This window comes from Paenibacillus sp. sg306046 (assembly GCF_059821225.1).
The window spans coordinates 194027-207273 of record NZ_JCAMRT010000007.1 but is presented as its reverse complement, the minus strand read 5'-3'; the positions used below and the strand labels follow the sequence as shown (position 1 = coordinate 207273).

Here is a 13247-nt window from a genome sequence, read left to right as displayed (position 1 = left end):
TCTTCCGCCATACAGCGGTTGAAGCACCGTTTTTTTAATCTTGAAAGCGATGGAACGGTTGAAACGATGAACGTTCCCGCTTACCGGAAGTCCGGCGGAATTCTCCGCGCCACACCGGTCAGAATTGCCGCCTCGATAATTGCATGTCGTACCTTCGTGACGACCTTTTCATTGAAGATACTCGGGATAATATATTGCTCATTCAGCTCGCTTTCGGTAACGACCGAAGCAATCGCACGAGCAGCCGCCAGCTTCATCGGCTCATTGATTCTCCGGGCCCGGCAATCCAGCGCCCCGCGGAAAATACCGGGGAACACCAGCACGTTGTTGATCTGGTTCGGATAGTCGCTTCGTCCGGTGGCGAAGACACGAACATGCGGGATCGCTTCGTCCGGCGCGATTTCCGGATTCGGGTTAGCCATCGCAAACACGATGCTGTCCGGCTTCATTTTTCGCACGTCATCGCCATTTAACAGGCCGCCGCGCGATACGCCGATGAACACGTCGGCATCTACGATCGCTTCCTTCAAGGAGCCCGGCTCTGCCTCAACCTGCGGCTGCTCGGCCAGCCACTGCCACATCGGATGCTCATACGTGCCGCCGCGTATAATGACGCCGTCGCGGTCGACCGGCACAAGCCGGGTGACTCCCGCGGCCAGCAGCATTTTGCAGATGGAGACACCTGCGGCGCCAACCCCGTTGACGACAACACGAACGTTTTCGATCCGCTTGCCGACCACCTTGAGCGCATTCAACAGTCCGGCGATGACGACAACGGCCGTCCCGTGCTGATCGTCGTGGAAGACAGGCACGTCCAGCTCATCGGCAAGCCGCGTTTCGATCTCGAAGCAGCGCGGCGAGCTGATATCCTCCAGGTTGATCCCGCCGAAAATCGGGCTAATCGCCTTAATCGTACGAATAATTTCCTCCGTATCCTTCGTATCGAGGCAGATCGGGAACGCATCGACGCTGGCAAGCTGCTTGAACAGCATGGCCTTCCCTTCCATAACAGGCGCTGCGGCATGCGGACCGATATCGCCCAGGCCCAGCACAGCCGTACCGTCGGTAATAACCGCAACGGTATTACGTTTTATCGTCAGGGAATAAGCTTTGCGCGGATTTTCATGAATCGCCGTACATACACGGGCAACTCCCGGCGTATAGACACGTGACAAGTCATCGCGGTTTTTAATCGGCAGATTAGGCTGCATATTGATTTTACCGCCAAGGTGGACGAGGAAGGTCCGGTCCGATACGTTGATCAGCTTGATCCCTTCATGCGTCTTGAGCGCGTCCACGACCTGCGATTCTGCGGTTTCAGCTACGTCTACCGTAATGTCGCGTACCGACGTGTCCTTGCCGGGGCGAATGACGTCAATCGACGTAATATCTCCTCCCGCTTTACTGATCGTTGCCGCAACGTCACCAAATGTCACCAGCTCATGGTTAAGCTCCACGCGCAAAATAATGCTTGTCTGTGCCATGCTTATCCCCTTCTTTCGCCCTAAAAGTGTGTCACGATCAACATATATGACCTATGAATAGCCTCATGGTATCATGTAAACGATTTTATTGGCAAATGAAAATGAGCTTGCACCCTGATTAGAAACATTTTTCACTTCGCGCTGCGCGCAACGGTCCAGGCACGCTCCAGCATAGCCGCATTCATCGCGCCGGGATGCTTCTCGCGGATGATGCCGTCAGCATCAACAATGAACGTAGCCGGATAAGCCTGAACCCGGTACAGCTTGCCTACCTCCCCATTCCGGTCAAGCGGAATCGGGAAGGTCAGCCCCCATTTCTCGACCCACGCCTTGACGACCGGCAGGCTCGCTTCGGTCTGCGTCTCATTCACGCCGAGGATAACAACGTCATCATGTTCATTATTTGTATAAAACTGCTGCATATACGGCATTTCTTCCTGACAAGGCGGGCACCACGTGGCCCAAAAATTAACAAACACCACTTTTCCCCGATAATCGGACAGCTTAACCTCCTCCCCGCTCAGCAGCGTCAGCGAAAAATCAGGCGCTTGCTGGCCGATCCGCAGCCCGACTTGGCCGGCTCCAGTTCCAAACGCGATCCCTCGATCGACCAGCTGATTGGATACCGTCGTCAGCACGGCGACAGCGATACCGAAGGCCAGTACCCGCTGCGTGGACGCTTTCACGGAAAACGGGCGTACGCCGGTCAGCCAGACGGCCAGCAGGATGGTGCCGAGCACGGCTTCGACGAACGAAGTCCATGCCTGCGGCCCGGCGATTAAGCCCGAAACCCATAAATAAAAGACGTACCCCCCCAAACCGGCGGCCAGCAGCGAATCTATATAAATGGGCCTGCCCATCCGGCGGCGCTCCAGTGCAAGTCCCGCGTAGCTGCACGCGGCAGCAAAGGCGATCACCGCTGCATAGCGGCCGCCGCTGAAGTACAGCAGTGAACGTGGATTGCTCCAAACTGCCGGCAAATCGGTTAGCACCCAGCCCCATTTCCAGACAAGCAGCCACAGCAATATGCCATTCAGCGCAATCGCTGTGATGCTCTGGCGCTCCGGGCGCTCGCGCAAGCGGAGGTGCAAGAGACCGTAGCCGACGGCCACTGCGGCCAAGATCATAAGCAGGTTGTGTTGGAGGACCAGCGGTCCCCATGTCCAAGCATCCATGTAACGTCCGTCTCCCTTTTCCTTCTTTGTTCCATTGTGAATTGTCGTACGTAACCTTGTCAACTATTGACCCGGCCAAGCACGCTGTCCCGACTTGAATACGGTGCTATGCACGGCCGGGCTCTCGGAGCAACACCACAACTAGAACCGCAGGAGGACCCATCTTATGAACAAAAAGCTTGTTGTCACCATCGTTACCGCCGCCATCGGCCTGAGCTCGTTAGGCGCCTTCGCCGGACAAGCCGCCGCAGCTACCGGCAAAATTGTCAGCAGTGTAAACTTCCGCAGTCAGCCGGACGCCGATGCGAAAAGCTACGGCTATCTCAAAAGCGGTGAGCGGGTCGATATTATATCCAAAGTAAATAACTGGTGGTACAAGGTCAAGGACGATAACGGACGGATCGGCTACGTATCCACCAACGACAAATACATTCAAGTCAGCGGCTCGACTTCGAGTTCAGGCTCCAGCTCGGGTTCCTCCGGCTCATCGGCGAGCGATTCCAGCTCTGTCCGCAGCAAGGTCATCGCCGCCGGCAAAAAGTACCTGGGCACCCCGTATGAATACGCCTCCGACCGCAGCAGCACCCGAACCTTCGATTGCTCAGCGTTTGTGAGACAAGCCTTTAAGGTGGGGGCAGGCATTACACTGCCAAGCAGCTCCCGCACCCAGGCGGATTATGTAAAATCTATCGGTAAAACAACAACAAACTGGAAAAATTTGAAGGCCGGCGACTTGATGTTTTTCATGGAATACCGCGGCGGTAAAGCTTCTGCCTATCCGTCCAATACGTCGAAACAGACAATTACCCATGTCGGCATTTATCTCGGCGACGGCAAAATTATGCATACATACTCGAAAGAGTCCGGCGGCGTCCGCATTGATACGATCAGCGACAAGCATTGGGAATACCGCTTCGTATTTGGCGGCAGCGCCTTGAAATAACAAGCGTCCGTCGTATGATCAACTGATAAATCGCAGCTCCGAATGCAGATCGCGGAGCCATACCTTGAACCGCCACTTCGTGTGGCGGTTCTTTTTGGCCTGGATTCGAGACTCCAGTCAGCTTTTGGCGCCGAATGAGCTTGTACGGCTTGACCTTCACGCTGCGTTAACCTGTAAGCTGAAGCTGAAGCTGAAAGCAACCTGAGAGGAGCTGCATGATCCAAAATGCCGAATCATGAGCACATTTATCAAAACCAAGCCGATTATTATGAATTAATGATCTCCAAGCAGCCATCGTTGGCCGAGCGGATCGGGCAAATCGTTCCGTATCAAGGACTTCAAGTGCTGGATGTCGGCGCAGGCTCCGGCCGCCTAACCTGCGAGCTGGCGCGTGACGCCGACTCGATCATCGCGACCGATTCGTCCGCCGCCATGCTGCAGGTGCTGCGACGCCGGATGGCTGGACGCAAGCAAACATGCCCGGTGCGCACCTGCAAGGCGGATCACCGCCAGCTGCCGATCGCCGACGCATCTGTTGATTTGACCGTCTCCGGCTGGAGCCTCTGCTACTTGGCTAACAGCACGCTTCCCGATTGGCGTGAAAACCTGACAGCCATGATGCGAGAGCTGGAGCGCGTTACACGCTCTGGAGGTACGATCATTATTTTCGAAACGATGGGCACCGGCTTCACCGAGCCGAATCCGCCAGCCTTTCTTCAGCCTTATTACGACTCGCTGGAGCACGCCTACGGCTTCTGTCATGAGTGGCAGCGGCTCGACTATACGTTCGACAGCGCCCCGCAGGCGGAATCGCTAACCCGTTTTTTCTTCGGCGATGAGCTGGCCGACATCGTCGTCCGCGAGCAGAGGACCGTCGTGCCCGAATGCGCCGGTGTATGGTGGAAGCAGCGATAAAAATATGAAAAAAGAGCGTGTACGCCGCTTTATGGCGCTGCACGCTCTTTTCCAGGTTTATGCCGAAAAAGGCGAAGGTGCAACCACGAGGAAACCCCCCTGCTTACCCTGACTTTAATCCTTTTAAAGCAAGCCCCACGAGCGTTCGGACGGCCGTTTCCTCCAAGGGCGCTCCTGTAACGAGCAGCCGATAAAAAATCGGCCCATAGATCAGATCAAGAGCGAGCTCGATATCCAGGTCGGCAGGCAATTCACCGCGCTTGACGCCACGCTCCAGCAGTTGACTCGCCTCCAGACGCCGCGGCTGGATATATCGTTGCCGGTAGGCTTCCGCCATGACCGGATCAAATTGCCCCTCGCCAATGAATTCCGCAATCATTTTCCCTTCCGAGGACACCATAAACTTTGATAAGTTGACCGCATGTCGTTCGACATCCTCCGGCACAGAGCCGGTATCCGGAACAGGCAGCCGGGCCGAAGCTGCAAACAGAAAGCTATCCAGCATAACGGCTGCTTTGTTCGGCCACCATTTATAAATCGTTGCCTTGCTCACCTGCGCCCGTTCAGCAATTTTTTCAATCGTAATTGTCGCATAACCCATGTCGAGCAGCAGTTCATAAGCAGTCGCCAAAATCGCCTGCTCCGCTTCTTTATTACGGGGTCTGCCTCTTTTTGCTGTTATTTGAATCGCCCCCTATTTACAATACTATACGTATCGTATATTATAAGAACTATAAATACTAAACGTTTCGTTCATTATATCACAAAACGAAGTTTAAATCGGCATCACCAGAGAGGAGCTTTTACTTATGAAACATGTCCAAGCCGAGCCTGCCCCCGTTGCCAAATGGATCGTTTTGCTGCTCGCCGTTTCCTGCGGGCTGATTGTCGCCAATCTGTATTATGCGCAAACGATCATCGCGCCGATCAGCGCCGCCACCGGACTCGCCCCGCAGGCCGCCGGGCTCATTGTTACGTTGACACAGGTCGGTTATGTGATCGGTCTGCTGTTTATCGTCCCGCTCAGCGATATGGCGGAAAATCGTCGCCTGGCTGTCAGCTTGCTGCTGCTCACCGTGCTTGCGCTGGCTGCAGCCGCCTTCGCGCCTTATGCTGCCGTCTTTCTGCTAGCCGCGCTTATCATCGGAGTCGGGGCCGTCGTTGCCCAAATTCTTGTCCCTTACGCCACCTATCTGGCGCCGGAATCGCAGCGCGGACAAGTCGTGGGCAACGTTATGAGCGGGCTGCTGCTTGGCATTATGCTCGCCAGACCGCTGGCCAGCTTCGTCACCGAATTGTTCGGCTGGCGCGCGATATTTGGCTTATCCGCTGCCGTCATGCTGCTGCTCGCCGCGCTGCTTTCCCGCGCTTTACCGGCACGGCAGCCAGCCCCTGCCCTTCATTATCGGCAGCTGCTGCAATCTATGGTTACTTTGGTACGCACCACGCCGGCTTTGCGCCGCCGCGCGCTGTACCAGGCATGTATGTTTGGCTCCTTCAGCTTATTCTGGACGGTTATTCCGCTTCGGTTGTCCGATGCCTTTCATCTGTCCCAGCAAGGCATCGCCTGGTTTGCTTTGGCCGGGGTAGCGGGCGCTGTTGCAGCTCCGTTTGCCGGCAGAATGGCGGACAAAGGACTCACTTACTTGTTCACCGGCTTCGCGATCGGGATCACAGCTCTTGCTTTCCTGCTGCTGACGTTTACTCAGGCCCATTCCCTTTTAGCCCTTGGCCTGCTGGTTATCGCAGCAATTGCGCTTGATATGGGCGTATCCGGCAATCTCGTGCTGGGGCAGCGGACCATTTATTCGCTCGGCAATGAGGCGAGAGGCCGTTTGAACGGGCTGTTTATGGCCATCTTTTTCATTGGAGGAGCGGTTGGCTCGTTTGTCGGAGCGTGGTCGTACGCGTATGGCGGCTGGACATTTGCCATGCTGCTTGGACTTTCCATGCCGCTGCTGGCACTCGGGTATTTCTTGACCGAAGCGAAGCCTGGCAAGCTGCAGCAGTCAGTCCCCGCAAGCATCAGAAACCGCCAGCCGAATTAACGGATATCTCTCGCCAAATTTTAGGCAAATAAAAGCCAGCCTACGCCAGGTACCTATACGTACCGACGCCGGCTGGCGGTTTTACTTTATCAGGCTCTCATCATGACCTCGCACTACAGTCCGAAAATCGCATCAATCATCGACTTCGTTTCGCCGCCCGGATACAACATATACAGCAAAATATACACAGCCACACCCGTAGGCGCAGTCAACAGCCACATGATGGCGGTAATTCGCCCAATCCGCTTATGCTTAAACCAGCGCTGCTTGAACGCGTGCAGCAGCGTCACGATCCCGAATACGCCAGCCAGTGTCGCCAACGTAATGTGGAAAAACAGAAACAGATGATACGCCAGCTTCAGCTCTTCCGGACCGCCGAAGCTCGTATTCCCGACAAAAATGGTTCGGCTGGCATAAATAATGAAAAACGCGAGCGCGAAGCCTGCAGCCCACAGCATCAGCTTCTCATGGGTCTGCCGGTTTCCTTTTATAATATGATACCAGCCAAATGCGACAAATATTGCGCTGATTACAATAAAGCTGGTACTAATCGTAGGCAGTAACACAGAAAGCTTCATAACAGTTCCTCCACGAGTTGCTTCTCTTCGTCAGTGTCAGGCATTAGGCGCGATTAACTTGACCGGCAGTCTGCAGATAAGCTTCATTCCCCAGCTCCTCTTCATCGTCCCGCTTCCGTTCTCTGCGATACCAGCGGAAGAAGGTATACGCAAGCGCGAAGCCGTACACGATCTCCTGAACGATTTTCATCACGACGCCGCCAAGCTGCTGGTCATCCAGCATCGGCAGGAGCAGCATGCTTTCCGGAACGGCCGCATACATGGCGTACATCGGCGTTTTGGCGAAAATAATGAGCGCACAGGCCGGTGTGAGCAACACCCCGTTGAGAAAAATGTAAGCCATTCGTTTCAGCTCGGACATCTGATTGTACTCAGGGAGCGGACAGAACACCGGAAACCAGAGCAAAAACGCCGAGAACAAGAATAGCGCCTTATAGGCAGCCAGCACAGGCGGATTTGACATCAAAGCATCCATAATTACAGGAATGTGATACACGGAAAACACAAAGTTAAACAAAAACAGCGCCAACAGAGGATTCGTGATGAGCCGGACAGCCCGCTTGATCCCTTCTCCTTGAATGGCGGGACGAAGAAGCCATCCCGGCAAGCCCATCAGCAGCAGCGGCGGCATCACAAGGTACAAGATGGATTGCTGCAGCATATGCAAGCTGAAAAAATAATGATGACCGTAGTAGGCCATCGGCGAGCCTTCCGCCACATACCAGCTCGCAATGCCCAGCCAGAAATACATTTGCAGCTTGAAGGATACCGGCTCGCTATCGGCAAACCGGGATCGCCACTTGTTCACGCAAAGCGAATATAACGTACCGAGCAGCAGCAATAAGATCAGCAAACCCGGACTCCACAGCGCGGCAAATGACCCCGCGGCCGAATGATCCACATGTGCGGCAACAGCCATTGGTTCCAACATAAGAGGACTCCTTCCTTCCCGCCAAACTTGGCACTGTGTCTAAATTGTGAATATTTTCACCGCAATAATCTAAAAAAAGAGGGGCTTCTCAACAAGTGACAAGCCGCCTCTTCTCCTCACAACTCCGTTTACCACCAAACCCAATATACAGCGGCTGCAAGAGCCGTCAGAGCAATAAAAAATCCAAAGCACAGTCCGATAATCGGAAAGAAATGGCCGCGATCCTTCATATGCATCCAATATCCCAGCTGGAACACGATCTGGATCAACGCCAATCCTACCAGAAACCAGATCAGAAATGACCGATCCAGTCCGCCGTACAGCACCACCGCAAACGACAACATAGTCAGTACAATCGAGATAATGTACGTAACGTAGTGATTACGCGGTCCTTCCAGCCGGTGACGGTGCTCACCTGCGGAGGAAGAAGCATGATCGTTCGACATGTTAAGGACCCACCTTTCCGAGCAGGTATACGACCGTGAAGATAAACACCCAAACGACGTCGATAAAGTGCCAGTACAGACCGGCTACATAATACTTCGGAGCGGTGACCGTTGTCAGACCTTTCTTGAAGCCTGAAATGATCAGCAGCGAAATCCAGAGCACCCCGAACGCGACGTGCGCGCCATGGAAGCCGACCAACGTGTAGAACGAGGTCGCGAAGGCGCTCTTCGAGAACGTGTGTCCTTCGTTTACATAGTGTACAAACTCATAAATTTCAAGACCAAGGAACGACAGACCCAGCAATACGGTAACAAACATCCAGCCTTGCAGCTTCTGGAAATCACCGCGGTGCAAAGCCATCGTGGCGAACACGCTGGTCAGCGAGCTCGTCAGCAGGATAAAGGTCGAAATCGCGACCAGGTCCAGCTGGAACAAATGCTCGGCCGTCGGTCCATCCGGAACCTGGTTACGCAGGGCGATAAAGGAAGCGAAGAGCGTACCGAACAATACGCACTCGCCGCCCAGGAACAGCCAGAAGCCTAAAACTTTATTTTTGCCTTCCAGCGTAGCTGTCTCAGCGTGGGGTGGCAGGGCACCGCCTACTTCGTGATGTGCTGCACTCATGCCTTAACCCCCTTATCATTAAGCTCTTCAGGCTCGATGTGGAACCCGTGATCATCATAAACCGAACGGAAGAACATGCAAACCAGCGTAAACCCTATTCCCGCAATACTGACCACATGCTGGTGGTACATGAAGCCATAGCCTGCGATAAACAAGCCCAGCGACATCAAGAACGGCAGGATTGACGGAGACGGCATATGAATCGAACCAATCGGCTCGGCTGGCGTCATTTCCTTGTTGCCGGCCATCTTCTCTTTCCAGAAAGCGTCATATCCGCGGACAAGCGGCGTTTGCTTAAAGTTGTACTCTGGCGGCGGCGAAGGAATCGTCCACTCCAGTGTACGCGCATCCCACGGGTCAGCCGGAGCTGTCGCCGGTTTGCGTGCTGCTGCGATAATGTTCAGCAGGAACACAATCGTACCGACGCCCATCAGGAAAGCGCCGATTGTACTGATAAAGTTTCCTTCTTCAAGACCGACCCCAGGCTGGAACGTAAACACCCGGCGCGGCATCCCCATCAAGCCGAGGAAATGCTGCGGGAAAAACGTCATGTGGAAGCCGATAAAAAACGTCCAGAAATGAATTTTGCCCAAGGTTTCGTTCAGCATGCGGCCAAACATTTTCGGCCACCAGTAGTACGAGGCTGCGAACAGACCCAATACAAGACCGCCGACAATAACATAGTGAAAATGCGCAACAACAAAATACGTATCATGATATTGGAAGTCAGCGGCCGGAACGGCCAGCATGACGCCCGTTACTCCACCCATCGTAAACGTCGGGATGAAGGAGGTTGCAAACATATTTGCCGTTGTAAACCGGATTTGACCGCCCCACAGCGTGAACAGCCAGTTGAAAATTTTGACCCCGGTCGGAATGGCGATCGCCATCGTCGCTACCCCGAATATCGCGTCCCCGACTGGGCCGATCCCCGTTGTAAACATGTGATGCGCCCAAACCATGAAGCCGAGAAATCCGATCAGCGCAGTTGCGAAAACCATCGAGCTGTATCCGAACAAACGCTTGCGCGAGAACGTGGCTACAATCTCAGAAATGATGCCGAAGGCCGGCAGGATCAATATGTACACCTCAGGGTGACCGAAGATCCAGAAAATGTGCTCCCAAAGTACCGGATTACCGCCCTTGGATACGTCATAGAAGCCGCCGCCAAAGATCCGGTCAAACATCAGTTGGATAAGACCTACAGTAATCGCAGGGAATGCGAACAAAATCAGCAGCGAGGTAATAAACGCCGCCCACGTAAACATCGGCATTCTCATGTAGGTCATGCCAGGCGCCCGCATATTGATGATCGTAACGAGGAAGTTAATCCCCCCGATCAGCGTACCAAGACCGGCGATCTGCAAACCAAGCACATAGAAGTCGACGCCCTTGAACGCACCTGTAGCATCAACAATGCCTGACAATGGCGGATAAGCCGTCCAGCCTGCAGCCGGGGCTCCGCCCAAAAACCACGAAGTGTTCAGCAGCACGCCGCCGAAGAAAAACAACCAGAATCCAAGTGCGTTGACAAACGGGAACGCGACGTCGCGCGCGCCAATCTGCAGCGGTACGATCGCGTTCATGAAACAGAAGATAACCGGCATCGCAGCCAAGAAAATCATCGTTGTTCCATGCATAGTCGTCAATTGGTTAAAGGTGTCGCCGATAAAAATTTTCTGATCGGGATAAAGCAGCTGAATCCGGATCAAAATTGCTTCGATGCCGCCCATCAGGAAGAAGATTCCGCCTGCGAGCAAATACAAAATGCCGATTTTCTTATGGTCAACCGTTGTAAGCCAGTCCATCAGCCCGGTGTGACGTTTTACCGAATGCGCATGAGCCACGTATTTAACCTCCTTTTTCCTTATTGCTCGTTACTGAGGCAGCTTCAACGAGTTCAAATATTTAACCAGATCATCAAGCTCTTTTTCACTGAGCGCTTTCTGGACGTTCGCCGTAGCTTCGTTGGAGAATGCAGGCATTTTCGCGCCTGGCTTAATCGATTGCGGGTCCTTGATCCATTCCTTGATCTTCTCCGGATCATGCGGCAAAATTCCTGCCACCTTCTCGCGGGAAGCAAAGCCGTTCAGGTTCGGACCTGCGCCCAGTCCTTGCGCGTTAACTGCGTGACAGGACAGGCAGTTGTCTTTAAACAGCTGTTCGCCGGCTCTTGCGTCCGCCGGAATAGCTGCCGGTGTTTTCATTTTATTGACCCATTGGTCGAAGTCGCCCTGCGATTTGGAGACAACCTTGAAGTCCATCAGGGAGTGCGACGCTCCACAGAGCTCCGCGCACTTGCCGAGGAACGTGTCGGCTTCATCCGCTTCCAGGTAATACACGTTGGTCGAACCAGGGTTCGTATCCATCTTGCCGCCGAGCGAAGGAACCCAGAACGAGTGCTTCACATCGGATGCAGTCAGCTCGAATGCGATCTTTTTACCGGTCGGAATGACCAAATCCTGAGCCGTAGCAATGCCTAGTGAAGGATAATCAAACTGCCACCAGAACGCGTGAGCGGTTACTTTAACATGCAGCGCATCCTTGTTGTCCCGATGGTCTTCCAGCAGCTTGAAGGTGTACTGCACCGTCGGCACAGCAAGCACGAGCAGCAGGATAATCGGAATGACCGTCCAAATAATCTCAAGCGTATGACTGCCTTCCACTTGCTTCGGTACGATGTCCTTCTCGCCCTTTTTCTTTCTGAAGCGGAACAAGACATAAATATACAGCACAAATACAACAACGACGACCGCGATCATGATGAAAAAGCTTAACTTCATCAAGAACAGCTGATCTCTGGCCACCGGACCCCTTGGCTTCAAGGCGGAAATCGTTTCGTCCCCACACCCTGTTAACAGCAGCAGCATCAACCCAAAAAGAGGGATAGATCGCCACAGATTTTGCCATCGAATCATCTTCTCAATCCCACCTTAAAAAGCAAGTATTTTTCGAACAAAATAGGTCATTTTTTTGTCAATGAACCTAATCACCATATTAACTATAAATTCGTGCCTGTTTTTTGTCAATGAATCTGGAGAAGTTCACAAATTGGACATAACCGCCGTTTTTTTCATATCTGACGCGGGTTTTCCCCCTTCGCCGACTCCCTTCCCCCCAAGTTGAAAGCGTTCCATCTACTGCTGCATGCGCCGTGATAAGCTCTATTTGGTTATTTCCACAAATCGGTTGTTTTATGCATCTTTTTGGCCTGTCGGCCGCCGCATCAAATCGCCTGAACAAACCCATGCTAAGCTCAAGGCGGAGCAATTCCGGCTACGAGCTTCTAGCGTCTGCAATTCCCCCCGATTCCTATTCATAAAAGGAGGTTATTCGTCTATGCGACTTCACCTGCTCAAGGCTGCGGCTGTCATCGCAGGGGTCTGTATGTCCCTAACGGGCTGCTTCAGCCTGTACGACGGCAATAGCGCCACCAACTACGGCAGCAAACGCGACATGCCCCGGCAGGATACATCGCGGGCTTACCAGACCGGACAGCAGTTCGCCCCCGTCAGTCATCGGATTTCCAAGCTGGAAATGAACCAATATTTGTCCGACCAGGTCGCGGCCATGGATGGCGTCAGCAGTGCGATTGTGATGATGGGCGACAATGTTGCGTACACCGCCATCACCATCGACAATACAGCCAGCGGAACGCGCGGCGGCGAAATCAGGGGTACGGAAACCAATAATTACGGTCTGGTAAAAGGGCTTTACAACCCTGCAACGCCGCTGAGCGATTACGCCGACCCGAATAAGCTGATCACAAGCAATGGCGCAGAAACGGAAATGCACCATGAGCACTTATCTCATTTGTTCAAGCAAAAAATCGCTGAGAAAATTCGTTCGCTGCAGCCAAGCGTCGCCGACGTTTACATCTCGGCCAACCGGGTAGTCGTCAATGAGTTTAACCGCATCGCGCAGGAAAGCTGGCACGGGCGTTCCCTGGAGCCGTTCCGGGCATCGTTTATTACGATGATGGAACGAACCTTCGGCACAGAGGCGACAACGCCTAACCAGGCTGAAGCCAATGGCCGCGAGCTGCGCTAACCACATCGAAACTGCCCATTGGCGTCTGCCGGACGCATTGTGCAGTTTCTTT

Annotated in this window: 13 protein-coding genes; 4 read left to right on the top strand and 9 right to left on the bottom strand. The window is 53.7% G+C overall.

From position 1 onward, the window contains the following. Positions 1-80: 80 nt before the first annotated feature. Positions 81-1484, bottom strand: a complete 1404-nt coding sequence (locus AC6ROY_RS09800; protein ID WP_500100122.1) for an NAD-dependent malic enzyme — start codon at positions 1482-1484, stop codon at positions 81-83. Between the two features lie 131 nt (positions 1485-1615). Beyond that, on the bottom strand, positions 1616-2659 hold the full coding sequence (locus AC6ROY_RS09795) for a TlpA family protein disulfide reductase (RefSeq protein WP_500100121.1): 1044 nt from the start codon (positions 2657-2659) through the stop codon (positions 1616-1618). Positions 2660-2825: 166 nt separating this feature from the next. Between AC6ROY_RS09795 and AC6ROY_RS09790 the strand changes: the two genes are divergently transcribed. Both AC6ROY_RS09790 and AC6ROY_RS09785 read left to right on the top strand, forming a co-directional pair. Next, positions 2826-3602, top strand: coding sequence for a C40 family peptidase (locus AC6ROY_RS09790; protein ID WP_500100120.1), 777 nt, complete (start codon positions 2826-2828; stop codon positions 3600-3602). Positions 3603-3827: 225 nt separating this feature from the next. Beyond that, complete coding sequence (locus AC6ROY_RS09785; RefSeq protein WP_500100119.1) at positions 3828-4517, top strand: class I SAM-dependent methyltransferase; 690 nt, start codon at positions 3828-3830, stop codon at positions 4515-4517. A 103-nt stretch (positions 4518-4620) separates the two neighbouring features. Here AC6ROY_RS09785 and AC6ROY_RS09780 read toward each other — a convergent pair whose 3' ends face one another. Further along, positions 4621-5199, bottom strand: a complete 579-nt coding sequence (locus AC6ROY_RS09780) for a TetR/AcrR family transcriptional regulator (RefSeq protein ID WP_500100182.1) — start codon at positions 5197-5199, stop codon at positions 4621-4623. Positions 5200-5326: 127 nt separating this feature from the next. Here AC6ROY_RS09780 and AC6ROY_RS09775 point away from each other — a divergent pair, with 127 nt between their 5' ends. Beyond that, a complete protein-coding gene (locus tag AC6ROY_RS09775) occupies positions 5327-6565 on the top strand; it encodes an MFS transporter (RefSeq protein WP_500100118.1) in 1239 nt (412 codons plus the stop codon). A gap of 113 nt (positions 6566-6678) precedes the next feature. Here the strand turns inward: AC6ROY_RS09775 and AC6ROY_RS09770 are convergent, their stop codons facing one another. The 6 genes from AC6ROY_RS09770 to coxB form a co-directional block, all read right to left on the bottom strand. After that, positions 6679-7143, bottom strand: coding sequence for a DUF420 domain-containing protein (locus AC6ROY_RS09770; protein WP_500100117.1), 465 nt, complete (start codon positions 7141-7143; stop codon positions 6679-6681). 43 nt (positions 7144-7186) lie between these two features. After that, positions 7187-8074 carry a cytochrome c oxidase assembly protein gene (locus AC6ROY_RS09765; protein ID WP_500100116.1) on the bottom strand — a complete coding sequence of 296 codons (888 nt, stop codon included), beginning with the start codon at positions 8072-8074 and terminating at the stop codon, positions 7187-7189. 128 nt (positions 8075-8202) lie between these two features. Continuing rightward, positions 8203-8520, bottom strand: coding sequence for a cytochrome C oxidase subunit IV family protein (locus AC6ROY_RS09760; RefSeq protein WP_500100114.1), 318 nt, complete (start codon positions 8518-8520; stop codon positions 8203-8205). A gap of 1 nt (position 8521) precedes the next feature. Beyond that, a complete protein-coding gene (locus AC6ROY_RS09755) occupies positions 8522-9145 on the bottom strand; it encodes a cytochrome (ubi)quinol oxidase subunit III (RefSeq protein WP_500100112.1) in 624 nt (207 codons plus the stop codon). Beyond that, complete coding sequence (gene ctaD, locus AC6ROY_RS09750; RefSeq protein WP_500100180.1) at positions 9142-10953, bottom strand: cytochrome c oxidase subunit I; 1812 nt, start codon at positions 10951-10953, stop codon at positions 9142-9144. Before ctaD ends, AC6ROY_RS09755 begins: the two co-directional genes overlap by 4 nt. A gap of 69 nt (positions 10954-11022) precedes the next feature. Next, positions 11023-12063, bottom strand: coding sequence for a cytochrome c oxidase subunit II (gene coxB, locus AC6ROY_RS09745; RefSeq protein ID WP_500100111.1), 1041 nt, complete (start codon positions 12061-12063; stop codon positions 11023-11025). Positions 12064-12484: 421 nt separating this feature from the next. On the opposite strand from coxB, the gene AC6ROY_RS09740 reads away from it, so the two are divergent. Then, the gene (locus AC6ROY_RS09740) at positions 12485-13195 is read left to right on the top strand and encodes a YhcN/YlaJ family sporulation lipoprotein (protein ID WP_500100110.1); all 711 of its coding nucleotides are present in this window, start codon (positions 12485-12487) and stop codon (positions 13193-13195) included. The last annotated feature ends 52 nt before the right edge of the window (positions 13196-13247 follow it).